At 62.9% G+C, this 22,621-nt stretch carries 18 protein-coding genes and 1 pseudogene; 6 read left to right on the top strand and 13 right to left on the bottom strand.

Annotated elements, in window-relative coordinates; genetic code table 11:
- Positions 1 to 314 precede the first annotated feature (314 nt).
- Complete coding sequence (locus tag P7C00_RS19330; protein ID WP_346635570.1) at positions 315 to 1,448, bottom strand: branched-chain amino acid ABC transporter substrate-binding protein; 1,134 nt, start codon at positions 1,446 to 1,448, stop codon at positions 315 to 317.
- A gap of 135 nt (positions 1,449 to 1,583) precedes the next feature.
- Positions 1,584 to 2,843, bottom strand: coding sequence for a methionine gamma-lyase (locus tag P7C00_RS19325; RefSeq protein ID WP_346635569.1), 1,260 nt, complete (start codon positions 2,841 to 2,843; stop codon positions 1,584 to 1,586).
- A 318-nt stretch (positions 2,844 to 3,161) separates the two neighbouring features.
- Here P7C00_RS19325 and P7C00_RS19320 point away from each other — a divergent pair, with 318 nt between their 5' ends.
- Positions 3,162 to 3,632 (top strand): Lrp/AsnC family transcriptional regulator, encoded by a 471-nt coding sequence (locus P7C00_RS19320; RefSeq protein ID WP_346635568.1) that lies wholly within the window; start codon positions 3,162 to 3,164, stop codon positions 3,630 to 3,632.
- 145 nt (positions 3,633 to 3,777) lie between these two features.
- On the opposite strand, the gene P7C00_RS19315 is transcribed toward P7C00_RS19320, so the two are convergent.
- The 4 genes from P7C00_RS19315 to P7C00_RS19300 form a co-directional block, all read right to left on the bottom strand.
- Positions 3,778 to 4,287, bottom strand: a complete 510-nt coding sequence (locus tag P7C00_RS19315) for a flavin reductase family protein (protein ID WP_346635567.1) — start codon at positions 4,285 to 4,287, stop codon at positions 3,778 to 3,780.
- Positions 4,288 to 4,400: 113 nt separating this feature from the next.
- Entirely contained in the window at positions 4,401 to 5,435 is a 1,035-nt protein-coding gene (locus P7C00_RS19310; RefSeq protein WP_346635566.1) for a methionine synthase, read from the bottom strand.
- A gap of 27 nt (positions 5,436 to 5,462) precedes the next feature.
- Positions 5,463 to 6,446, bottom strand: coding sequence for a DUF1852 domain-containing protein (locus tag P7C00_RS19305; RefSeq protein ID WP_346635565.1), 984 nt, complete (start codon positions 6,444 to 6,446; stop codon positions 5,463 to 5,465).
- A gap of 445 nt (positions 6,447 to 6,891) precedes the next feature.
- Positions 6,892 to 7,806, bottom strand: a complete 915-nt coding sequence (locus P7C00_RS19300; RefSeq protein ID WP_346635564.1) for a LysR family transcriptional regulator — start codon at positions 7,804 to 7,806, stop codon at positions 6,892 to 6,894.
- Between the two features lie 106 nt (positions 7,807 to 7,912).
- Here P7C00_RS19300 and P7C00_RS19295 point away from each other — a divergent pair.
- The 5 genes and pseudogenes from P7C00_RS19295 (at position 7,913) to P7C00_RS19275 (ending at position 13,869) form a co-directional block, all read left to right on the top strand.
- Positions 7,913 to 9,653 (top strand): annotated as a pseudogene (locus P7C00_RS19295) (amidohydrolase).
- Positions 9,654 to 9,838: 185 nt separating this feature from the next.
- A complete protein-coding gene (locus P7C00_RS19290) occupies positions 9,839 to 10,894 on the top strand; it encodes a sugar phosphate isomerase/epimerase family protein (RefSeq protein WP_346635562.1) in 1,056 nt (351 codons plus the stop codon).
- Positions 10,895 to 10,916: 22 nt separating this feature from the next.
- Positions 10,917 to 11,804, top strand: coding sequence for an alpha/beta hydrolase (locus P7C00_RS19285; RefSeq protein WP_346635561.1), 888 nt, complete (start codon positions 10,917 to 10,919; stop codon positions 11,802 to 11,804).
- A 142-nt stretch (positions 11,805 to 11,946) separates the two neighbouring features.
- Positions 11,947 to 12,543, top strand: coding sequence for a TetR/AcrR family transcriptional regulator (locus P7C00_RS19280; protein WP_404937124.1), 597 nt, complete (start codon positions 11,947 to 11,949; stop codon positions 12,541 to 12,543).
- A 141-nt stretch (positions 12,544 to 12,684) separates the two neighbouring features.
- Complete coding sequence (locus tag P7C00_RS19275; protein ID WP_346635559.1) at positions 12,685 to 13,869, top strand: sugar transporter; 1,185 nt, start codon at positions 12,685 to 12,687, stop codon at positions 13,867 to 13,869.
- A gap of 55 nt (positions 13,870 to 13,924) precedes the next feature.
- On the opposite strand, the gene P7C00_RS19270 is transcribed toward P7C00_RS19275, so the two are convergent.
- The 7 genes from P7C00_RS19270 to P7C00_RS19240 form a co-directional block, all read right to left on the bottom strand.
- On the bottom strand, positions 13,925 to 15,148 hold the full coding sequence (locus P7C00_RS19270) for an MFS transporter (RefSeq protein WP_346635558.1): 1,224 nt from the start codon (positions 15,146 to 15,148) through the stop codon (positions 13,925 to 13,927).
- A gap of 3 nt (positions 15,149 to 15,151) precedes the next feature.
- On the bottom strand, positions 15,152 to 15,982 hold the full coding sequence (locus P7C00_RS19265) for an ABC transporter ATP-binding protein (RefSeq protein WP_404937123.1): 831 nt from the start codon (positions 15,980 to 15,982) through the stop codon (positions 15,152 to 15,154).
- Positions 15,979 to 17,046 carry an iron ABC transporter permease gene (locus tag P7C00_RS19260; RefSeq protein WP_346635557.1) on the bottom strand — a complete coding sequence of 356 codons (1,068 nt, stop codon included), beginning with the start codon at positions 17,044 to 17,046 and terminating at the stop codon, positions 15,979 to 15,981. Before P7C00_RS19260 ends, P7C00_RS19265 begins: the two co-directional genes overlap by 4 nt.
- The gene (locus tag P7C00_RS19255; RefSeq protein WP_404937122.1) at positions 17,043 to 18,176 is read right to left on the bottom strand and encodes an ABC transporter substrate-binding protein; all 1,134 of its coding nucleotides are present in this window, start codon (positions 18,174 to 18,176) and stop codon (positions 17,043 to 17,045) included. Before P7C00_RS19255 ends, P7C00_RS19260 begins: the two co-directional genes overlap by 4 nt.
- Positions 18,163 to 19,035, bottom strand: coding sequence for a PepSY domain-containing protein (locus P7C00_RS19250; protein WP_404937121.1), 873 nt, complete (start codon positions 19,033 to 19,035; stop codon positions 18,163 to 18,165). The genes P7C00_RS19255 and P7C00_RS19250 overlap by 14 nt, the downstream gene beginning before the upstream one ends.
- Before the next feature lie 16 nt (positions 19,036 to 19,051).
- Complete coding sequence (locus P7C00_RS19245; RefSeq protein ID WP_404937120.1) at positions 19,052 to 21,283, bottom strand: TonB-dependent siderophore receptor; 2,232 nt, start codon at positions 21,281 to 21,283, stop codon at positions 19,052 to 19,054.
- Positions 21,284 to 21,426: 143 nt separating this feature from the next.
- Complete coding sequence (locus P7C00_RS19240; RefSeq protein WP_346635553.1) at positions 21,427 to 22,329, bottom strand: AraC family transcriptional regulator; 903 nt, start codon at positions 22,327 to 22,329, stop codon at positions 21,427 to 21,429.
- Positions 22,330 to 22,621: the final 292 nt, after the last annotated feature.

Genomic DNA, 22,621 nt, shown 5'->3' with positions numbered 1-22,621 from the left:
TTTTAGTGATGCGCTGGGCTTGGGATTTTAAGTTGAGTGTCAGGAAACTAAGCAGGCTAACGATTCTGTACGAAAGTACTGGATGCTTAGTCTAAGGTCTTATGCGTTTCAAGCGGTTGTTGAATGCCGTTTGCGCCTGTTTTAGTTGCGTCTGCTAGAGGCGGGATTTCAGAGTAAAAGCGTCGGGTATTGTTCGAGAAAGAACAGCGCTAACTCGATAGCAGAATCTAAGTATTGGTTTTAATTGAGTTTATTGATTGTTTCCTGGCGCCAGTAGAATGCCGCCCAGGACGGGGCGGCACCTTGTCACTGACTTACAGCCCGGCGCTTTCTGCCGCCACGCTCTTCGGCTTGCCGTAGTGCCACTCATAGACCACGAACTTGAAGTCCTTGAGGTCGCCTTTCTCGTCGAAGCTCAGGTCGCCGGTGGGGGTCTTGAAAGTGCCGGCGTGGATCGCCTCGGCGACTTTCTCCGGGTCTTCGCTCTTGGCCGCGGCGATGGCCCCGGCAATCACTTCCACTGCCGAGTAGGACGGCAGCACGAACGGGCCGCTGGGGTTTTCCTTCTTGGCTTCGAAGGCTTCCACCAGGGCCTTGTTGGCCGGGTCCTGGTCGAAGGACTTGGGCAGCGTCACCAGCATGCCTTCGGAGGCATCCTTGGCGATCTGCGAGATCGAGTCGTTGCCTACGCCTTCAGGCCCCATGAAGCGTGCGGTCAGGCCCTTTTCCTTGGCCTGGCGCAGCAGCAGGCCCATTTCCGGGTGGTAGCCGCCGAAGTACACGAAGTCGACATTGGCCTGCTTGAGCTTGGCCAGGATCGACGAATAGTCGCGCTCGCCGACGTTGATGCCTTCGAACATCGCGACCTTGATGCCTTCCTTGCCGAGGATGTCCTTGACCGAGCTGGCGATACCTTCACCGTACTGCTGCTTGTCGTGCAGCACCGCCACATTGGTCGGTTTCAGCTGGGCGATGTAGCGTGCCGCCGCCGGGCCCTGGGCGTTGTCCAGGCCGATGGTGCGGAACACCATCTTGTAGCCCCGGGCGGTCAGCTCCGGGCTGGTGGCGGCCGGGGTGATCATCACGATGCCTTCATCTTCGTAGATGTCGGACGCTGGCTGAGTGGAGCTGGAGCACAGGTGCCCGACCACGAACTTGACGCCGTCATTCACCACTTTGTTGGCCACGGCCACCGCTTGCTTGGGGTCGCAGGCATCGTCGTATTCCACGGCCACCAGTTGCTTGCCGTCGACGCCACCCTTGGCGTTGATCTGCTCGATGGCCATGCGCGCGCCGCTGAACTGCATGTCTCCGTATTGCGCCACCGGGCCGGTCTTGGCCCCGGCGATGCCGATCCTGATGCTGTCGGCTGCCAGGGAATGGCAGGCGAGGCCGGCAAGAATCATGGCGCTGAGCAGTTGGGTGGCTTTGTTATTGATACGACTCATATGTTGTTCCACTCCTGTGGGTAACGGTTCAAGGGGTGTTGCGGGTGTTGCGTGAATGCATGATGCGTCGCAGACAGCGGCGCATCGGCAACTCGGGGTTGTAGACCGGCCAGCCCGGGACGGTTTTGACCCCGCTCAAGGAAGGGCCTTGCCGATCCTGGCCACCGCCTCGAAGGCCGGCAGCGGCGCCGCGGGTTCGACACAGGCATCCAGGGCCTGGGCGATATCGGCCAGCAGGTCGGCGATGTCTTCCAGACCCACCGACAGGCGCACCAGGCCTTCGGCAATGCCATGTTCGGCCCGTTCTTCCGGGGTGTAGGTGGAATGGGTCATGCTCGCCGGATGCTGGGCCAGGGACTCGGCGTCCCCCAGGCTCACGGCGCGGCTGAACAGTTGCAGGGCGTTCATGAAGCGGCTGCCGCTGGCCAGACCGCCCTTGAGTTCGAAGGCGATCATGCCGCCGGGCAATTTCATCTGCTGTTGCGCCAGGCTGTATTGCGCGAAGGACGGCAGGCCGGGGTAGGCGACCCACTGCACCAGCGGATGTTCCTCCAGGTACTCGGCGAGGGTCTGGGCGTTGCTGCAGTGGCGGTCCATGCGCAGGGCCAGGGTCTTGAGGCCGCGCATCAGGAGAAAGGCGTCCTGGGGCGAGAGCACCGCGCCGGTGAGGTCCTTCAGGCCCTGCAGGCGAATCCGCTCTGCCAGACCTTGGCGGGTGACCACGATACCGGCGGTGATGTCGCCGTGGCCGTTGAGGTATTTGGTGGCTGAGTGCACGACCAGATCGGCCCCCAGCTCCAGCGGACGCTGCAGATAGGGGGTGCAAAAGGTGTTGTCCACGGCAAAGGTGATGCGCGGGTGCTGGCGGGCGATTTCGGCCACGGCGGCAATGTCCACCAGTTGCATGTTGGGGTTGGCCGGGGACTCGCAATAGATCATGCGTGTGGCAGGGCTGATGGCGGCCCGCAGGTTGCCCAGGTCGCTCATGTCCACATGGCGCACCTTGACCCCGAACTCGGCCAGACCGTGGTGCAAGAGGGCGAAGGTACAGCCATACAAGGTCCGGCAGACGATGATTTCGTCGGTGGGGCGCAGCAGGGTCCACAGGGTGGCGGCAATGGCGCCCATGCCGGAACCGAAGGCCACTGCGGCTTCGCCATTTTCCAGGGCCGCCATGCGCGCTTCGAGCAACGCCAGGGTCGGGTTGCCGATGCGGGTGTAGAAGTAGCCGGGTTCTTCGCCGGCAAAGCAGCCGGCGCCATATTCGGCGGTGGCGAAGGTAAAGGTGGAGGTCAGGTAGATCGGTGGAATCAGCGCGCCCTGGTGCTCCTGAGGGTTATAGCCGTGGTGGATGGCTCGGGTGGAAAAACCAAGGTCGCCGCTTTTGGTGTGCATGGTGAACACTCCCGGATTTGCTCTAGGCTCTATACGAAAACTGCCTGCGCTTCGACCATGCTGTGCACTTCGCGCCTTCGGCGCTACGTAGAAACAGGCTCGTGCGCGAGTCCGATCGGAATGCTCATGTAGGCCCTACAGTCGACCGCGACTCCGGCCCTTCCTCGCCTGTTTTTGCCTTGCCTGATCTTTGCTCGGTGAGTTTTGGTACAGGCCTTAATGCTATGCTCAAATTCGGCGCAATAAATTCTAATCTGACCCCTTAAAAGTTGAGTGATTGGAATAAATCCTCATAAAAACAAGATAAAGAGGCAAAACATGCCCCAAGGTCTGGATCGCACGGACAAAGCCCTGCTGATCGCCCTGCAAGACAATGCCCGGCTCACCAACGCCGAACTGGCCGACAACGTTGCCCTGACCACGTCGCCGTGCTGGCGACGGGTGAAAATCCTTGAAGAGAGCGGGGTGATCACCGGCTACCAGGCGATCCTCTCGCCCAAGGCTCTGGGTTATGGGGTCACTGCCTTTGTCAGCGTGATGATGGAGTCACACTCCCAGGAGACCGCCCGGGCTTTCGAGCAGCGGCTGCTGGAGATCCCGGAAATCATTGCCTGCCACAACGTCTCCGGACGCTATGACTTTCTTCTCGAAGTGCTGGCCAGGGACCTGGAGTCCTTCGGTGAATTTGCCCGGGAGGTGTTGCAGGCCCTGCCGGCGGTGAAGGAGATCTATTCGAGCTTTTCCTTCAAATCGGTGAAGCCGTTGCGGCAGATTCCGGTACAAGAGTAAGAGCGGCGGCCGTTTGGCGGCGATCGGCGCCGTTGTTGTTCAGCGCGATCGCCCAGAGGCCGCGGCGATGGCGTCCCGCTGCTTCACAAGCCATCGAGCTGCCTGAAACAGGCCCGCAGCGAAAGAGCGCAGTGCAGGTCAAGGCTCAAACCGCGCCATGGGCCGCGAGGTTGCAATACTGCCCTTTGAAATACAGCAATGGCCGCGTAGCAGCCGCTTGTTGCAGGTTTAACGCTTTCACTTCACCAACCACGATCAGGTGATCACCTGCGGCGTGTTCGGCATGAATTTCACAATCCAGCCAGTGCAGGCTGCCGGTGATGATCGGATTACCCAACGGCGATTCCTGCCATTGAACGCCATGCCATTTGTCTGTGCCTTTGCGAGCGAACTGGTTGGAAATCTTGACCTGTTCACCTGACAGGATATTGACCACGAATCGACCCGCCTGGCGAATCTTGGGATAGCTGGCCGAGCTGGACATGACGCTGAATGACACCAGCGGCGGGCTCATCGACACGCTATAAAACGACTGACAGGTAAAGCCAATCGGCTCGCCATCAACCTGTGAGGTAATCACCGTGATACCGGATGCGTAGTGCCCGAGCGCTTCGCGAAAGTTCAATGGCTCGATAGCAGTACTGGGAAGTGACATAGTGGGTCCTAAATATTGGGTGCTGCTCGAAAATGTTGAGGAGGGCCTGAAACAGTCCCGTAACTTTTCAATCCGCCGCTTCAATCCCCCCGCACAGCACTTCCGGCTTTAGTTCAGCACGGGTTCGAGAGTTCTCTTCGGATAATTTCTGCACCGGCGCTCAAAGCCTTTAGCTTGCCTCTTGCCACTCCACGAGATAAGGGCGCCATGCCACAGTTAGTGCAAGGATAGAGTTTGTCGGCATCCACGAACTGCAGTGCTTTGCGTAGGGTATTGGCCACTTCCTCTGGTGTTTCAATGGTATTGGATGCCACATCAATGGCCCCGACCATCACTTTCTTGCCTCTGATGAGTTCAATGAGATCCATTGGGACATGAGAGTTGTGACATTCCAGTGAGACTATATCGATACTGGACTTTTGCAGCTTGGGGAAAGCCTCTTCATATTGTCGCCACTCTGATCCCAGGGTCTTCTTCCAGTCTGTATTGGCCTTGATGCCATAGCCATAGCAAATATGGACCGCCGTTTCACACTTAAGACCTTCAATTGCCCTTTCCAGGGTGGCCACTCCCCAATCATTCACCTCATCAAAGAAAACGTTAAAGGCGGGCTCATCAAACTGGATGATATCCACACCGGCAGCCTCTAACTCCAGGGCTTCCTGATTGAGGATCTTGGCGAATTCCCACGCCAGTTTTTCGCGGCTTTTATAGTGGCTGTCATACAGCGTGTCGATCATTGTCATCGGGCCTGGCAGCGCCCATTTTATGGGTTGCTTGGTTTGCTGACGTAAAAACTTGGCATCTTCAACAAACACCGGCTTTTGCCGAGTAACAGCACCCACCACCGTTGGCACGCTCGCATCATAGCGATCACGAATTCTAACGGTTTCACGTTTCGCGAAATCAACGCCGCTGAGGTGCTCAATAAAAGTAGTGACAAAGTGTTGGCGCGTTTGTTCGCCATCACTGACGATATCAATACCGGCCTGTTGTTGTTCCTGCAGTGACAAACGTAACGCATCGTGTTTGCCCTCAACCAATTCCTCGTCTTGCAACTTCCAGGGCGACCACAGTGTTTCAGGTTGTGCCAGCCAGGAGGGTTTAGGCAAGCTGCCGGCAGTTGAAGTGGGTAACAGTTTTTTCATCATGAATGGCCTTGTATTTTTAATCAGTCAAAGAGCGTAATTGGCGGACCACTGCTCAAGAATGGCCTGGTACGGCTTGATGAAGTTGTTTTCAACAAACTGCCCCTGCTCAACAGCCAGGCGGCTACGTTCTTCTCGGTCATAGACAATTCGAGTTAATGAATAGTCCTGGTGTTGCAAACTTGGCTGGTAGGATTTACCTGCAGCAGAGTTGGCGTTGTAAATTTCAGGGCGGTAAATTTTCTGGAAAGTGTCCATTGTGCTGATGGTGCTGATAAGCTCAAGATTAGTGTAGTCACTGAGCAAATCGCCGACGAAATAGAAAGCCAAAGGCGCAACGCTATTTGAAGGCATGAAGTAGCGAACTTTCAAGCCCATTTTCTTGAAGTAATCATCAGTTAAGGAGTATTCATCCTGCTGGTACTCGATGCCCAATACAGGATGCTGGTTTTCAGTCCGGTGATAGGTCTTGCTGCTCGAAACACTGAGGCAAATGACCGGTGGCTTGTTAAAGTTTTCCTTGTAAGCGCTTGAGTTGATGAAGTGCTGGAATAGCTTTCCATGCAGCTCTCCGAAATTGTCAGGAGCGCTGAATGTTGGTTGATCCTTGTTGTGCCCCAATAACAGCACGCTAAAGTCATAATCTCGTACGTAAGAGGAGAAGTTGTTTCCGACAATGCCTTCGAGGCGTTCATTGGTCTTTCGATCAAAAATATTCGTTTTCAATATTTCAATCAGAGGGATGGCATTGTCACTGCTTTCAGTATCGATACCCATTTCAACGGAAATGATTTCAAGTTCGACGGTATAACGATCGCCTTTGGGGTTGTCCCAATGCGCCAATGCATTGAAACGGTTGTCAATCATTCTCAAGGTGTTGCGCAAGTTCTCTTGGCGGCTCTTTCCACGGGCCAAGTTGGCGAAATTGGTAGTGATGCGTGTGTTTTCGGAAGGGTGATAGTGCTCGTCGAAGCAAATGCTTTTAATGGTAAATGTAAATTCTTTGCTCATGGTAATCTGGCATCCTGGTTTCCGAGATAGAACCTGAATTCATTTGTGGGTTCTTAGTGCTTCCCAATTTTATTTCTGGTTTCTTTTGCTCAGTAGTCTTTATGTTATCTATAATTTAGGCGCATTTTATGCTGAGCTATTAATTGAGTGAAAATGAATTGATTTCACTGAGCCTTTAGTCACATTCATGATGTGATGTTCATTCAGTTGTAGAAGTCTATTTCCCACAGGATTTACTGATCGGCGAAACAAGCAACTGAAGGTGTGCGAGTTGGCGAGTGCGTGGGGAGTTGGCCATCGCATGACAGAACATCTTCAAGGCTTGAAGAGCCGCAGCGCTCGGGCCCTGGCGCAATCCGACCCGTGGCAGTTTTGGCAAAACTCGATGGGCTTCAGATCACTGCCAGAGGGGGCCTGGGCACGCAGCGACCGGGGACCTGTCCCATCAATGCAATTGCTGTTCGTCCAGGTAGCGGTTCAGGCATTCGATAAAGGCCTGGTGCTTGCGGGTCTGGCGCCGGTGAGCCGGGTAGATCACATGGATTCGCGGGCCGAATTGCTCCGGGTCGAGCTGCGCCTCGGGCAGCAGTTGCACCAGCTCGCCGCGACGCAGGTAGGGCGCCGCGCTCCACTGCGGGCACAGTTGCAGGCCTAGCCCGGCCAATAGCCCGCCGAACAGAAAGTCGTAATTGTCACTGGCCAGTCGCGGCACCGGCTGGGGCACACGCTGCTGCTCGCCATTCAAGGTGAAGCGCCAGAAATGCGGGTTCAGCGCCGGATGACGGAAGATCAGCCAGTCATGCGCGGCAAAATGCGCCGGGGTCACCGGCAGGGTCTGGCGTTCCAGGTAGCGCGGGCTGGCGCAGAGCAGGATGCGGTTGGCCGTCAGCGGGCGGGCGATCAGGTCCGGCAGCTCCACCGGGCCGTCGCGCACCGCCAGGTCATAGCCGCCACTGTGCAGGTCGACGAACTCGTCAGTGAGTTCCACTTCCAGCCGCATCTGCGGGTATTGCTCAAGAAAGTCATAGCAGGCGCCATTGAGAAAGGCCGGGGCAAAGGAGGGCGGCGCCACCAGGCGCAGGGTGCCGCACATTTCCTGCTGCAGGCGCTCGATGTCTTCCTGGGCCTGCTGCAGTTGGCGCAGCACTTGCCGGGCGCTGGCCAGGTAGATATGCCCGGCTTCGGTGAGGGCGATGCGTCGGGTCGAACGCTCGAACAGCCGGGTGCCCAGCTGACTTTCCAGGTGGCTGACCGCCTTGGTCAGGGCCGAGGTGGTCTTGCCCAGGCACGCGGCGGCGCGAGTGAAGCTGCCCTGGTCCGCGGTGGTCACGAACATGGTGATGGCGCCCAGCTGGTCCATTTCAGTCTTGCCTCTTTGGAAAGGATGTCTTGCGCGAAGCAGTATTCTTAAGCGCCGATGAGTTGGCTAGTCTCTCGCCCATTCTGACCCAAGGGTGCCAACAACAATGAAAAACGCTCTGAAGATCACGCTGGCCTCGGCGCTGGTATTGGCCTCGATGCACAGCCAGGCAGCGGTGGACCTGCTACTGCACAACGGCAAGGTGTTCACCGCCGAACAGGGCCAGCCCCTGCAACAGGCTGTGGCGGTGGAGCAGGGACGGATCGTCAAGGTCGGCAGCGATACCGAGGTCCTGGCGCTCAAGGCTGCCGGGACCCGGATCATCGACCTGCAGGGCAAGGTGCTGATGCCGGGGTTCATCGACAGCCACAGCCACGCCATCTTCGGGGGCCTGAAGCTCAAGGCCGCCGATCTGGACAGCCAGCAACTGCCCCTGGATGAGCTGGAGCAGCGCCTGCGCGGCTGGCGCGATGACGGTAGGGCGCGGCATGGCGACATCCTCAGCGTCAGCGGTTTTCCTTCGACCTACTGGAGCCAGGTGGATGCCCTGGAGCAACGTTTCAACCAGGGCGAATGGGCCACCACGCCGGTGCTGTTCGTCGGCTGGGACTACCACACCGGCTGGGCCAACCGCGCCATGCTCAAACGCGCCGGGATCGATGCCGCGCGGGTCAAGGCGCTGCAGGGCGAAGCGCAGGCCACCATCGGCCACCACCCCGACCACAGCCCCAACGGCTTTGTCGCCGACGCCGGGCTCTCGGCGCTGACTTCGCAACTGCCGCCGCCGAGCTTCGAGCAGTTGCTGGATGCCGGGCGCGCGGCCCGTGATCTCAACCTCAGCCTGGGGATTACCGCGCTGATGGACCCGGCGGCCAACGCCACCCCCGGCGACGCGCTGTTCGCCATGCACCCCACTGCCAAGACGGTTGGCGTGCTGCCGGTGTACAAGGCGCTGTCACAGCAAGGCGAGTTGAACCTGCGGGTCGCGGCGCTGATGGTGGCCAATCCCAAGAGCCGCCCGGCGGACCTCGAGGTGCTGGACCAGGGTACGCAGGCAGTTCCTCGGCGTCGAGAACCTGAGCCTGCCAGGGATCAAGATCTTCGCCGACGGCGTGGCCGAGTTCCCGGCGCAGACCGCCTCTTTGCTCACCCCTTACAAGAACTCGAAGAAGGACGGCGAACTGCTGATCGACCCGGCGCATTTCGGCGAGTTGGTCAGCGCCGCCGATGCCCGGGGCTGGTTGGTGCACGTGCACGCCATTGGCGATCGCGCGGTGCGCGAATCCCTCAACGGCATCGAGCAGGCGCGGCGCGACCGTCAGAGTGGCGTGGTGCACTCCATCACTCATCTGCAGATGGTCAACCCCAAGGAGTTCGCCCGCTTCAAGCCTCTGGACGTGATTGCCTCCATGCAGCTGTACTGGGCGTCCGCCGACGAGTTGAGCATCGACCTGCTCCAGCCCTACATCAGCGCCATGCAGTTCCAGTTCATGTACCCGGCGCGCTCGCTCTTGAAGAACGGCGCCACCATTGCCGGCGCCAGCGACTGGCCGGTGAGCACCCCCGAGCCCTGGAAGGCCATCGCCCAGGCCATCAGTCGCAAGGGCCCCAAGGGCGTATTGAACAAGGACGAAGGCATCGACCGGGAAGCCCTGTTCTACGCCTACACCCGCAATGCCGCGCGAGCCATTGGCCTGGAGCAACAGATCGGCAGCCTGGCCCCGGGCAAGCAGGCCGACCTGATTGTGCTGGACCGCGATGTGTTTCAGGTGCCTCAGGAGCAGTTGGCGGATACCCAGGTACTGACGACCTATTTTGCCGGACGCGAGGTGTACCGCCGGCCGTGATTCGGCGGTAACGCGAAGCGGGCCCGCGATCTTGATCGCGGTTTTTTTGTCGACGCCCTCGCTGGCAAGCCAGCTCCTACAGGTGATCAGCTCGCCTCAAAAGCACTTTTCTGCACACCGATGATTGACGCGGCAACAGCGCCTCCCTATTCTTTGTCGACCGACAAAGAATAGGGAGCAATTCGATGAAAACCCTCAAGGGTCCCAGCCTGCACCTGGCACAATTCAGTGCCGATACTGCACCTTTCAACAATCTGCCGAGCATTGCCCAATGGGCCGCCGACCTGGGTTTCAAGGCGCTGCAGATTCCCGCCTGGGATGCGCGGTTGTTCGATGTCGCCACCGCGGCGGACAGCCAGGACTACTGCGATGACCTCAAGGGCCAGCTGGCACAAAAGGGTTTGGTGATCAGTGAGCTGACCAGCCATATCTTCGGCCAGCTGGTGGCGGTGCATCCAGCCTACGACGCGATGTGCGACAACTTCGCCCCTCAGGCGCTGCGGGGCCATCCTCAAGCCAGAACGGCCTGGGCCATAGAGCAGATGAAGCTGGCGGCCAAGGCTTCGCGCCGCCTGGGGCTGAGCGACATGGGCACCTTTTCCGGGTCCCTGGCCTGGCCCTATCTGTTTCCCTTTCCGCAACGCCCAGAAGGCTTGATCGAAGCCGCTTTCGAGGAGCTGGCGCGGCGCTGGCGGCCGATCCTCGATGTGTGCGACGAGCAGGGGGTCAACCTGTGCTACGAGATCCATCCCAGCGAGGACCTGCACGACGGCACCAGCTTCGAGCGTTTCTATGAATTGGTGGATCGCCACCCGCGCTGCAACATCCTCTTCGACCCCAGCCACTTCGTGCTGCAGCAGCTGGACTACCTGAGTTACCTGGACATCTACCACGAGCGCATCCGCATGTTTCACGTCAAGGATGCCGAGTTCAATCCCAGCGGCCGCCAGGGCATCTACGGCGGCTATAGCTCCTGGGTCGAGCGGGCCGGGCGCTTCCGCTCCCTGGGCGATGGCCAGGTGGATTTCAAGGGGATCTTTTCCAAACTGGCGCAATACGACTACTCGGGCTGGGCGACCCTGGAGTGGGAGTGCTGCCTCAAGGATCAGGAGGATGGCGCCCGGGAGGGTGTCGAGTTCATCAAGCGCCACATGATCCAGGTCACCGAGCGGATCTTCGACGACTTCGCCGGGGCCGGGATCGACCGCCAACAGATCAACGCCATGCTCGGCATTGCCTGAAACCCTTCATCGAGAAAAAACCATGAATGCTTTGACTGACAACCTCCAGGCCGACAGCGTCGACCTGGTTCACCGTTACGTGCGCGTCGATGGCCAGCGCATCCACTGCGTCAGCGCCGGCACGGGCCGACCGGTGCTGCTGATTCCCGGCTGGCCGCAGACCTGGTACGCCTGGCGCGAAGTGATCCGGGCCCTGGCTGCCCGGGGCTTCCAGGCCATCGCCGTGGACCCGCCGGGCAGCGGTCAGTCCGACCGCCCGGAGCAGGGCTACGACACCGGCCATGTGGCCGGGGTGCTGCACCAGGTGATGGGGCAGTTGGGCTTCGAGCGCTACAGCGTGGTCGGCCACGACGTCGGCATGTGGATCGCCTACGCCCTGGCCAGCGATCATCCGCAGGCGGTGGAGCGCCTGGCGTTGACCGAAGCGGTGATCCCGGGGCTGGCGGAGGCGCCGCCGATCTTTGTCGCGCCAGAGCAGAACATCTTTCTCTGGCATTTCATGTTCAACCAGTTGCGGGATTTGCCGGAAGCCTTGATCGCCGGGCGCGAGCGGGCCTACCTGAATTACATCTTCGATCACTGGTCCCATCGTCGCGAGGCGGTGGCCGCCGAGGTCTATATCGAGGCCTATGCTGTGCCGGGCGGCCTGCGCGCGGGCTTTGCCTACTACCGGGCGATTCCCGAGACGGTGCGCCAGAATCAGCTGCGCGCGCAGCGGCCGCTGGCGATGCCGGTGCTGGCCATCGGTGCCGAGCACGCCACCAACGATGCGCCCTTGCTGACCCTGCAGGGCCACGCCACGGATCTGCGCGGCGCCATCGTGCCCGACTGCGGGCACTTCATCATGGAAGAGGCGCCCGAGGAGTTCCTCGCTCACCTGCTGCCCTTTCTTCAGGAAGGCGCCGACTGAAGTTCGGTGCAGACGGCCCCGGGGCATGGAAAATGGCCGGGGCCGGTGCAAATCTAATATCATTTCGTCGCGGCGCCTGCGCCCACTCACTGACCGGCCCCTGCCGGTCAGTTTCCTTGTCTTGACGAGATACCCGACCCCCATGGCTGGAAGACCCCGCGAATTCGATCGCAACCAGGCGTTGCGCCAAGCGCTCGAGCTGTTCTGGGCCCGTGGATTTGAAACCACCTCCATGGCCGATCTGGTGGCGGCCCTGGGGATCGCTTCGGCGCGGATCTACGCCGCCTTCGGTTCCAAGGAGGCGCTGTTTCGCGAGGCCATCGAACTCTATGAAAGCCATGAGGGCGGCTTTGCCGATCAGGCCCTGGGCGAAGCCAGCGCTTACGTCGCCATCGAGCGCATGCTCAAGGAGGCGGTGGCGCTTTACACCCGGGTCGGTCATCCCCAGGGCTGCATGGTGGTGTCCTCGGCGGTGAACTGCTCCAGCGACAACGACAGCGTGCGTGAGTGGCTGGCCGAGCATCGCCGGGCACGTACCGCCAGCATCATCCAGCGCCTGGAAACAGCGGTGCAGTCGGGGGAACTGCCGGCACACACCGATGCAACTTCCCTGGGGGATTATTACTCTACGGTGCTGCACGGACTGTCGGTACAGGCCCGGGACGGGGTCACCCAGGCGCGCCTGCTCAATGGGGTGGCGCTGGCCATGACGGTCTTCGAGGCGGCGCGGGGCAACTGACCAGGCGCCTGCCAGCGTCTGCCGCGCAGCGCGCACCAGGTGCGCAAGCGGGCAGCCCGAGTCATTGTTCCTGGCCCGGCTTGTGCATTTTTATCGGGTCCTGGACCTGTTCGATCATCGATAGAGTATTACGACCCGCACATGAGTAACTCCGCGGCTACACCTCAAGGTAACTGGCAGCCGGTCATCGCGTTGGCGCTGGCGGCCTTTGTCTTCAACACGACGGAATTCGTGCCGGTGGGGCTGCTCAGCGCCATCGGCGCCAGCTTCGACCTGCCTACTGCGCGGGTCGGGCTGATGCTGACCCTCTATGCCTGGGTGGTGTCCCTGACCTCGCTGCCGGTGATGCTGCTGACCCGCAACGTCGAGCGGCGCAAGCTGCTCACGGTGCTGTTCGGGCTGTTCATCGTCAGCCATGTCCTTTCCAGCCTGGCCAACAGTTTCGGCCTGTTAATGCTCAGCCGCATCGGCGTGGCCCTGGCCCATGCCCTGTTCTGGTCCATCACCGCGTCACTGGCGGTGCGCCTGGCACCGCCGGGCAAGCAAGTGCAGGCCCTGGGCCTGCTGGCCACCGGCACCTCCCTGGCCATGGTCCTGGGCATTCCCCTGGGGCGCCTGCTGGGCGAGGCCCTGGGCTGGCGCACCACCTTCAGCGTGATTGCGGCCATGGCCGGTCTGCTGGTGTTGTGGTTGATCCGTACCTTGCCGCTGCTGCCCAGCCAGAACTCCGGCTCCCTGCGCAGCCTGCCGCTGCTGTTCAAGCGCCCGGCGCTGGTGGCGATCTATGTGCTGACGGCCCTGGTGGTCACCGCGCAGTTCACCGCCTACAGCTACATCGAACCGTTCATCAAGGTGGCGGCGGGCCTGGGGGGCGATGTAGTGACTCTGATCCTGCTGGTGTTCGGCGGTGCCGGAATCATCGGCTCGCTGCTGTTCAGCTGGCTGCACCGTCACAGTCCCCAGGGTTTCCTGCTGACGGCGGTGACCCTGCTGGCGCTGTGCTTGAGTCTGCTGTTGCCTCTCAACGGCCACGTCTGGTCCCTGGTGGCGCTGAGCGTGGTCTGGGGCATGGCGATCATGGGCTTCGGCCTGGCCCTGCAATCGAAAGTGCTGGTGCTGGCGCCGGACGCCACCGACGTGGCGATGGCGATGTTCTCCGGGATCTACAACATCGGCATCGGCGGTGGCGCGTTGCTGGGCAGTTGGGTGGGCGGCCAGTTGGGGTTCGCCTATGTCGGCCTGGCGGGCGGTGCACTGGCCACCGTGGCCTTGCTGTTCTATGGCCTGGCGATCCGGCGCATGGCCGCCGCCGCGCCGGGCAATTGAGGCAGGCATTGCCCGACGCCGCTGGCGCTTTGGTGTTCCTCGGCAGCGCCAGGCTTCAGGCGTGCACCGGCTTGCGGCGATCCGGCCAGCAGGCCACCAGCAACAACAGCAGCGCCGCCAGCAGGTAGGGCAGGCGCGGCTCCACGGCGTAGATCAGGGTGCCTGCCAAGGGCCCGACCACCACCCCCAGGCCCTGGGCTGCACCGACGGAACCGGCGGTGGCGCCTTGCTCGGCAGCGTCCACTGCGTTGCTGGCCAGGGCGGCGAAGGAAGGGAAGATCCAGCCCATGCCGGCGGCCGAGACAAAGAACCCCAGCCATAGCACCCAGGCGTGGGCGGCGAGGATGCTCGCGGCAAAGCCCACTGCGGCCACCAGGGCGCCGACGCGGATCATTCGCAGTGGCGGCCACTCCAACTTGCGCACCACCAGTTGCGCAGCGATCAACGCCACCCCCACCAGGGTCAGGGCGACACCGGCGGTCTGCGCCGCGTCCGCCGGGCCCATGCCCAGGCGGTCGAGGGCGAAGAAACCCACGGTGATCTGTGCCATGGCCACGCACAGCATGGAGATAAAGGCCACCAGCAGCGGCCGGCGCAGGCGCGGGTCTGTCAGGCTCACCGACTTTGGCGGTTGCTTGAGGTGCAGTTCCTGGCGCGGCAGTCGTGCCTTGAGGAAGGCGAAGCCCAGCAGCGGCAGCAGCGCCAGCACATAGAACGGCAGACTCAGGCTATGGCGTGCCAGCAGCGCGGCAATCGCCGGGCCCAGGACCAGGCCGCAAGCGTTGGCCGCCCCCAGGGAAGCCATGGCCCGAGCCCGGTGCTCGGGCTCGATGTTATCGGCGATCAGCGCATAACCGCCCACCGGAATCGCTGCATAGAACACCCCGATCAGGCCGCGGCCCAGCAGCAGCCCGGCAAACGCCAGCAGTGCCGAAGGCAGGGCGTGCAGCGACAGGTCGATGAATACGCTGAGGGCGAGAAAGGCCAGGGTGAAGCCGCCGGTGCCCAGCAGCAGGATCTGCCGCCGACCCAGGCGGTCACTGGCCCGGCCCCAGGGGCGGGCCAGGAGCATCCAGATCACGCCGGAGACGGTCACCGCCATTCCCGCTTGCCAGGTGGCCAGGCCCAGAATCCGCGCAATGGGACCGATCAGCGAGACAAACGCCATCATCGCCATGGTGCAGGCCAGGTTGGCCACCAGCAGCGGACGCAGGTCGAAGGCCGGTGCGTCCTGGGGCGTTTCCAGGGTGTCGAGGGGCAGCTGTTGCATGTCGCTCATGAGTTATCCCAGGGCTGAGTGAAAGGGCAGGCGGCCGTCGACCATCACCAGCGGTCGACCGCGCACCTGTTCCAGGCTGCCGTCGACGCCATAGACGTCGCGCAGCAGTTGTTGGTTGACCACTTCCAGGGCCGGTCCGGCGGCGGCCAGGCGGCCGTTGTGCAGGACCACCACCTGCTGGCTGAAACCCAGGGCCAGGTTGATGTCGTGGACCACCACCAGGGTGATCAGTTGGCGCTCGCGGGTGGCCCGGGTAATGGCGTCCACCACCTGGCACTGGTGGTACAGGTCCAGGGCGCTGGTGGGTTCGTCCAGCAGCAGCACCCGGGGCTGACGCACCAGGGCCTGGGCCAGCCCCACCAGCTGGCGCTGGCCGCCGGAGAGGGCATCGATGGGGCGGTCGGCCAGGGCCGTCAGGTCCAGGTCCCGGAGCACCTGTTCGACCCCGTGCAGCACCGCGGCGCTGGGGCGGCCGGGGGCGAAACCGGCGCTGCGATGCCCGGCCATGGCGGCGCTGAGCACGGCTTCGAAGGCGCACAGGCGTGTGCGTTCCGGCAGGCTCTGGGGCAAGTAGACGATATGTTGAGCACGTTCGACCTGGGGCAGGCGGTTGAGGTCGACGCCATCGAGCAGCACCTGCCCGGTGGTTTTCTGCAACCCGGCGATGCCCCGCAGCAGGGTCGATTTGCCCGCCGCGTTGGGGCCGATCAGCGCGGTCAGGGTGCCGGCGGCCAGGGGTGGCAGGCTCACGTCGCGCAGTACCTGGCGGCTGCCGTAGTGCATGTTCAGGCCGGCAGTGCACAGCCCGGGCGTGGAGGAGGCGATAAGGCTCACAGGACACCTCGACGGTTGCGCATGACGATGGCCATGAAAAATGGAATGCCCACCAGGGCCGTGACGATGCCCACCGGCACCAGTACCCCGGGGATCAGGGCCTTGCTGGCGATGGAGGCCATGGACAGGATCAGCCCGCCACTGAGCACGCTGGCCGGCAGGAACAGCCGATGGTCCTCGCCCACCAGCAGCCGGGCGATGTGCGGGGCAATCAGGCCGATAAATCCGATGGTGCCGACAAAGGACACCGCCAGGGCCGACAGCAGGCTGATGCGCAGCAGCGACAGCAGGCGCAGGCGACCGACGTCGATGCCGAAGCTGCGGGCCCGTTCCTCGCCCAGGGTCAGGGCGGTCAGGGCCCAGCTCTGGCGCAGGGAAAACGGCAGGCACAGCAACAGCGCCAGGGCCAGCACCCCGAGCTTTTCCCAGGAGGCCCGGGCCAGGCTGCCCAGGGTCCAGAACACCAGTTGCTGCAGGCTGTCCTGGGTGGCGACAAACTGCAGCAGGGCCACCAGGGCGTTGAAGGCGAACACCAGGGCGATGCCGAACAGCACCAGGCTTTCCACGCCGAAGCCGCGCCAGCGTGCCAGCAGGTACAACAAGGCCACCGAGGCCAGGGCGAAGAGGAAGGCGTTGGCCGAAATCAGGTACTGCGCCGGCACTCCGGGAATGCCCAGGCCCAGGACAATGGCCAGGGCCGCGCCAAAGGCTGCGGCCGCGGATACGCCGAGGGTGAAGGGGCTGGCCAGGGGGTTGTCGAGCACGGTCTGCATCTCCGCCCCGGCCAGGGCCAGGGCGGCACCCACCAGCACCGCCATCAGGGCGTAGGGCAGGCGCACGTTCCACACGATCACCGCTTCGACCCGGGGCATCGAGCCCGGGTCCCAGAGCACCTGCAGCAGGCGCGAGAGGCTCATGCCCGAAGGCCCGGTGGTGATGTCCAGGGCCAGGGACAGCAGCAAGGCCAGGGCCAGCCCGGACAACAGCAGCACCCGGCGGCCATGGCGTCTTTGGTAGTGCCCTGAGGCAACGCGCTCCTGCACGTCGGTGGCAGCCTGGGTCATGGCACCAGGCTCGTGGTGAATACGCCGCTGGCGGGAATCGGCATGAAACGCTGGTACAGCTCCCGGCGGGTCTGGTCCGGGTCCAGGTCCTTGAACAGTTCAGGGTGCAGCCACTCGGCCAGGGCCTGGACCGCGATCAGGTGCTCCGGCGAGTCATAGAAGATGTGCCACAGGCCATGCACATTGCCCTCGCGCACCGCCCGCAGCTCGTTCAGCGGTGGGCGCTGGGCGGCCTGGCGCAGGCTGTCCCGAGCCTGTTGCAGGGTGGCGGAGTACCCCAGGGTCACGCCGCCCTGACCGGCAGCGAACACCCCGGTGGCCACGTACACATCCGGATCGCTGGAGAGGATGTACTCCACATTGAGCACACCAATGGGCCCGGGAATGCGCCCGTCGGCGATGTTGCGCCCGCCGGCCAGCTTGATCATTTCGCCGAAGTTGCCGGTGCCCGGCGAGCCGCAGCAATCCTGCAAGCCGGCGAGCATGTCGACGAAGATCTTCGGCTGTTTGACGTTGCCGGCCTTGGCCAGGGTTTCGCTGACCCGGGCCAGGGACTGCTGGTAGAAGGCGATGAACGCCTCGGCCTGCTGTTCACGGCCCAGGGCCTGCCCCAGCAGGCGCATGCTGGGCACGGTATGGCTCAGGGGATGGTCGCTGAAGTCGACGAAGATCACTGCCACCCCAGCGGCTTCCAGCTGCTTCACTGCCTCGCTGTCGGGGCTCGGCCCGTGGCCGCCGCTCAGGGCCATGATCGCCAGGTCCGGGTGCACTGCCAGGGCCTTTTCGACGCTGAAGGTTTCGGCGGAAGTTCCTCCTACCAGCGGCACCTTTTCCGCCTCCGGGAAGGCCTTGTGATAGGCCTCGTAGCCCTGTACGTCGAGGCCGCGAAAGTCCCCTTGCCAACCGGCGAGACGGGCGAAGGGATTCTGGCCTTCGAGCAGCGACAGGGAATAGATCATCCGGCCTTCACCCAGGAGGATGTGCTCGACCTTCTCCGGCACCTGGACCTGGCGTCCGGCCAGATCGGTGAGGGTCGCGGCGCTGGCCGTGGCGGCCCATAGCAGGCCCAGGGGCAGCAGGCCGAGCAAGAGCCCGCGCTGGGCGCGGCGCAAGAAATCACGGTGTGTCATGGGAGGTTTCCTTGAACGATTGAACGGCCCGGCGAGTGACGCGCTTGCGCCACCACAACAGCAGGCCGGTGATGTACAGCAGGGGTAACGAAATACCGCAGAGAAAAGCCAGCCAGGCGCCGGGTGTGCCCAGCAGCAAATGCCCGTGGGCAGCGGAAAACAGCGGCTTGACGGCCATGGGCCGGGCCGCCAGCCAGGTGAACAGTTCCGGGCGCGCGAGCCAGGCACCGCTTGCGGCGATCAGCAGCAGCGGTAGGCACAGCCACGCGGCGGCGAGGTTGTGCCATTCGCGCAGGCGCCGGGTGCCCTGGCTGCCGCGACGCAGGCTGGCGGCTTTCCACCAGCTGCGGCGCCCCGGCCACCAGAGGTACAAGCCGCTGCCCAGCGAGCCCAGCAACACCAGGCCGCACACCAGCACCAGGGTCGAACCCCAGGCCTGCGGCAACAGCAGGCTGCGGTGCAGCGCCACCAGCTTGGCCAGCCACAGGTCTTCGAAGACAAAGAAGCCCCGGGGCTCGCCGGTGTAGGGATCGATCATGGCGATGCCGGTTCCGGGGCGCTCCTTGAGGGCACCGAAGACGATCACATTGTCCGATTCGAGAAAGCCCTGGCGCGGCGGCGCCGCGCCGAAGACTTTGTGCAACTGCGGGTAGGCGTCGGAGGCGGCCCTGATCCAGGCCTCCTGTTCCAGCAGCGTGCGGTGCTCGCCGGGGGCCAGTTGCAGCATCGGCGCACCGACCTCCCAGCGCAGGATCGGTCCCTTGAGTTCCAGCAGCGAACCACTGAGGCCCAACAACGCCAGGAGCAACCCCAGGCTCAGGGCCAGCCAGCGATGCAGCCGGAGCCAGATTTCACGCATGGGCAGCATCGGCGACTTACCAGCGGTAGCGCAGGCTGGCGATGACGCTGCGGTCATAACCGGCGCTGCAATTGGTCAGCGAGCAGCCTTCGTAGTAGCGCTTGTCGGTGAGGTTGGTGGCGTTCACCGCCAGGCGCAGGCCCTTGGCCGCCGGGATCAGCTTGTCGAAGTCGTAGTGCACCGCCGCGTCCAGCAGGGTGTAGGAGGGCACGCGCTGGGTGTTGGCGGCATCGGCCTCGGTGGAGCCGATGTAACGCACCCCGGCGCCAAAGCCCAGGCCGCTCAGGGGGCCTTCGGGCAGGGTGTAGTCGGCCCACAGCGAGGCCATTTTTTCCGGGGTGTCGGTGGGGCGTTTGCCCTTCTCCAGCGGGTTGTTGCTCTTGCTCACCTCGGCGTCGTTGTAGGTCAGCGCCGCCAGCAGGTCCAGGCCCCGGGCCAGGCTGGCCTTGCCTTCGAGCTCGATGCCGCGCACGTTGATCTCGCCGGTCTGGATCTTGTTCAGGCGTTCGGCCGGGTCGGTGGTCAGGACGTTTTCCTGGGTCAGGTCGAACAGCGACAGGGTGATGTAGCTGTCGATGCCCGGCGGCTGGTACTTGATCCCCACTTCCGACTGCTTGGCGCTGGTGGGCTTGTACGGCGTGCCGTAGAAGTTGGTGCCCAGCACCGGGTCGAAGGACGTGGAGTAGCTGATGTAGGGCGCCAGGCCGTTGTCCGCCAGGTACACCAGCCCGGTGCGGTAAGTGAACTTCTCGTCGTCCTGCTTGCTCCCGGTATGCTCCAGGCGATTGTCGGTACGGGCGCTGGAGCGGTCCTGACGTCCGCCGACGGTGAGCACCCAATGCTCATCGAAGGTGAACTGCTGCTGGGCGTAGACCCCAACCTGATCGGCGCGCTGCACGGTATTGGTGAAGGGGGTGGTGGGGTTGAACACGCCGCCATGCACCGGGTTGTAGATGTCGATGGGCGAAGCGGTGCCGCCGCGCAGGTAGTAGTCCTCGCGGGTGCGTCGGTAGTCCACTCCCAGCAGCGACACCATTTGCGTGCTGCCCAGGTTCCAGCGGGCCTGGGCATTGTTGTCCAGGGAGTAGGTGTCGCCGACGATGCGAAAGCGATAGGCGGCGCGGTTCAAGGTGCGCAGGTCCGGGGCCAGGGACATGCCGCTGGCGGTGTTGGTCAGCAGGTTGACGTGGCCGTAGCGGGCGCTGGAATTGAGACTCCAGACGTCATTCAGGCGGTGCTCCAGCAGGTAGCCCAGGGAGTATTGGGTGCGGTCGTTGTCCAGCCCCGGTTCATCGAGGAAGACGTTGTGCTTGACCTTGCCATTGGGGTTGCCAAGCAGGGTGCCCCGGGCCGGCAGGAACACCCGCGGCGCGCCGAACGTGTCCTGGGTGTAGTCGGCCAGCAGGGTCAGGCTGGTGTCGTCGTTGGGTTTCCAGGTGAAGGAGGGCGCGAAGTACTGTTTGTCGTCCTTGATGTGATCGAACTGGGTGCCGCTGTCGCGCTCCAGGCCCACCAGGCGGTAGAGGAACTGCCCTTCATCGTCCAGGGGGCCGCTGAAGTCGAACTGGCCCTGGGCCCGGTCGAAGCTGCCACCCTGGATCTGCACTTCATGGAAGGGTTTGTCCAGCGGGCGCTTGCTGATCTGGTTGACCACGCCCCCCGGGGAGTTCTGACCGAACAGTACCGAGGCCGGGCCCTTGAGCACATCGATGCGCTCCAGGCCATAGGCTTCGACCTTGGGCCAGGCCTGGGCGGTATTGCCCTTGAGGCCATCGCGGAGCATGCCGGTGGTGACGTCGAAACCGCGGATCGAGAGGGTGTCGAAGCGCTGGCTGGCGGCGGTGGTATTGGCCTGGACCCCGGCGGTGTAGCGCAGCGCCTCGTTCACCGACTGCACCTGCTGGGCATCCATCTGGTCGCGGGTGATCACGGAAATCGACTGGGGAATTTCACTCAGCGAGGCATCGGTCTTGGTGCCGCTGAGGCTGCGCTTGGCCACATAGCCGCTTTGCTGGCCGGTGGGGGAGTCGACCTGGGTGGCGCTGATCACGCTGGTGTCCAGGGTCAGCGGCTGTTGCGGTTCGCGCTCGGCGTCCGCGGCCAGCGCGCTACCTGCCTGGGTCAACGTCAGGCCCAGGGCCACGCCGTGGATCAGGCACGCCAGCGGACTGCGGCGCAGGGTCGGGCGAGGAACCGCAGAATCGACAGGCCAACCTGAGGTGTTTCGGTGCGCAACGCTGGTGCCCATGCTTCACTCCGTGATGGGGATTAAATGAGAATGCAAACGTATCTCATTTGTGAGCATGGGTTAGGGCCTAAAACTTTGGCTTGAGCGATCATTTCTTTCGTTTGCGGTACGGCGGGGCAAGGTCAAGGGCAAGCGCGCCCGACTCAGCGCAGGGACTTGGGCGAAACCCCGAAGCGCTTGCGAAAGGCGGTGGAGAAATGCGCCGGGCTGTAGCCGACCCGATAGGCCGCGCTGGAGACATTGGTTTCGCCGCTGGCCAGCAAGCGGTAAGCCTCGCCCAGGCGCTGTTCCTGCAGGTAGGCATAGACGCTGGTGCCGAACACCTGGCGAAAGCCGGCGGTGAGCTTGCGCGGATTCAGACCCACCTGACGCGACAGCTCGGACAGCGACGGCGAGTCCTGCAATGAGTTGAGCAGCAGGTCCCTTGCGGCATGGATGCGTTCGATGTCCGCCGAGCTGCACAGGCTGTCCTGCAGTGGTCGGGACTCGGCATGGGCGAGGATGCCCTCGACTCCCAGGGCGGTGAGCTCCAGGGCCTTGCCTCCCAGGTAGAAGGAGCGGGTCGGGCCCTGCAGCGGGCAGGTGAAGATCTGCTGGGCCAGGGCCAGCAGTGGCTTGCTGGCCGGCTGGCAGAACAGCATCGGCCCGCCGCCGAGCGGGTCCAGCAGGCGCTCGGGTTCCAGGCCGGCATTGCGGATCGACGGGAAGTCCAGCTGCACCGTGGTGTAGCGCACCGGTACGCCACTGGCGAACAGGTGGTCGCCGCAGTGCTCGCCCTGGTTGGCCACGGCGCACAGGGTCGGGCCGCGAATTTCCACTTCCGGTTGGCCCTCGACCCGGCAATTGAGCTGGCCGCTGAGCACCAGGATGATTTTCAAACCTTGCCAGAGCGGCTCTTGCATCCACATCTGGCTGTCCATCAGCACAGTCCCGGTGGACAAGGTGATTTCCGGCACCACAGCCGCCGTGCCGGCGTGCTGCGGATTGGGAAACTGCAGGGTGAAATCCCTTTGGACAGGCTGCGGCGCAGCGTGGGGGCTGAGCATGGCGAACTCCCTGTGAACCCGAAAAAGAGGCCATAAGCTAGCAGGAAAATCCTCCCCTGTAATTAAGAATGATTATCCTTTAGCTTTCTGACCCCGTCCTGTCAGGGCCGGCCGGGGCCTCGCCGCGCAATCAAAAGAAAAAGCCGCGCAAACGAATGTCCTGCCGATTGCCGGGCCCTGGAAATTGCCGGTTAATAATCACTCTCATTTGCAGGCACGGCAGCCCTTCATGGATGACACCCCACGCAACAGCACCGCAGGAGCGCCTGTGGACCTTCATTTCCTTCCGCGC

It is taken from the genome of Pseudomonas sp. JDS08PS003 (assembly GCF_045013505.1).
GTDB classification, from domain to species: Bacteria; Pseudomonadota; Gammaproteobacteria; order Pseudomonadales; family Pseudomonadaceae; genus Aquipseudomonas; species Aquipseudomonas protegens_B.
Note: the sequence above shows the minus strand (reverse complement) of the source record. Positions and strands in the feature narration are given on the sequence as shown.

Bases quoted from the DNA above. Each gene is read 5' to 3' on its own strand.
- P7C00_RS19330 (WP_346635570.1), bottom strand. From the start codon at position 1,448: ATGAGTCGTATCAATAACAAAGCCACCCAACTGCTCAGCGCCATGATT.
- P7C00_RS19325 (WP_346635569.1), bottom strand. From the start codon at position 2,843: ATGCACACCAAAAGCGGCGACCTTGGTTTTTCCACCCGAGCCATCCAC.
- P7C00_RS19320 (WP_346635568.1), top strand. From the start codon at position 3,162: ATGCCCCAAGGTCTGGATCGCACGGACAAAGCCCTGCTGATCGCCCTG.
- P7C00_RS19315 (WP_346635567.1), bottom strand. From the start codon at position 4,287: ATGTCACTTCCCAGTACTGCTATCGAGCCATTGAACTTTCGCGAAGCG.
- P7C00_RS19310 (WP_346635566.1), bottom strand. From the start codon at position 5,435: ATGAAAAAACTGTTACCCACTTCAACTGCCGGCAGCTTGCCTAAACCC.
- P7C00_RS19305 (WP_346635565.1), bottom strand. From the start codon at position 6,446: ATGAGCAAAGAATTTACATTTACCATTAAAAGCATTTGCTTCGACGAG.
- P7C00_RS19300 (WP_346635564.1), bottom strand. From the start codon at position 7,806: ATGGACCAGCTGGGCGCCATCACCATGTTCGTGACCACCGCGGACCAG.
- P7C00_RS19290 (WP_346635562.1), top strand. From the start codon at position 9,839: ATGAAAACCCTCAAGGGTCCCAGCCTGCACCTGGCACAATTCAGTGCC.
- P7C00_RS19285 (WP_346635561.1), top strand. From the start codon at position 10,917: ATGAATGCTTTGACTGACAACCTCCAGGCCGACAGCGTCGACCTGGTT.
- P7C00_RS19280 (WP_404937124.1), top strand. From the start codon at position 11,947: ATGGCTGGAAGACCCCGCGAATTCGATCGCAACCAGGCGTTGCGCCAA.
- P7C00_RS19275 (WP_346635559.1), top strand. From the start codon at position 12,685: ATGAGTAACTCCGCGGCTACACCTCAAGGTAACTGGCAGCCGGTCATC.
- P7C00_RS19270 (WP_346635558.1), bottom strand. From the start codon at position 15,148: ATGAGCGACATGCAACAGCTGCCCCTCGACACCCTGGAAACGCCCCAG.
- P7C00_RS19260 (WP_346635557.1), bottom strand. From the start codon at position 17,046: ATGACCCAGGCTGCCACCGACGTGCAGGAGCGCGTTGCCTCAGGGCAC.
- P7C00_RS19255 (WP_404937122.1), bottom strand. From the start codon at position 18,176: ATGACACACCGTGATTTCTTGCGCCGCGCCCAGCGCGGGCTCTTGCTC.
- P7C00_RS19250 (WP_404937121.1), bottom strand. From the start codon at position 19,035: ATGCGTGAAATCTGGCTCCGGCTGCATCGCTGGCTGGCCCTGAGCCTG.
- P7C00_RS19245 (WP_404937120.1), bottom strand. From the start codon at position 21,283: ATGGGCACCAGCGTTGCGCACCGAAACACCTCAGGTTGGCCTGTCGAT.
- P7C00_RS19240 (WP_346635553.1), bottom strand. From the start codon at position 22,329: ATGCTCAGCCCCCACGCTGCGCCGCAGCCTGTCCAAAGGGATTTCACC.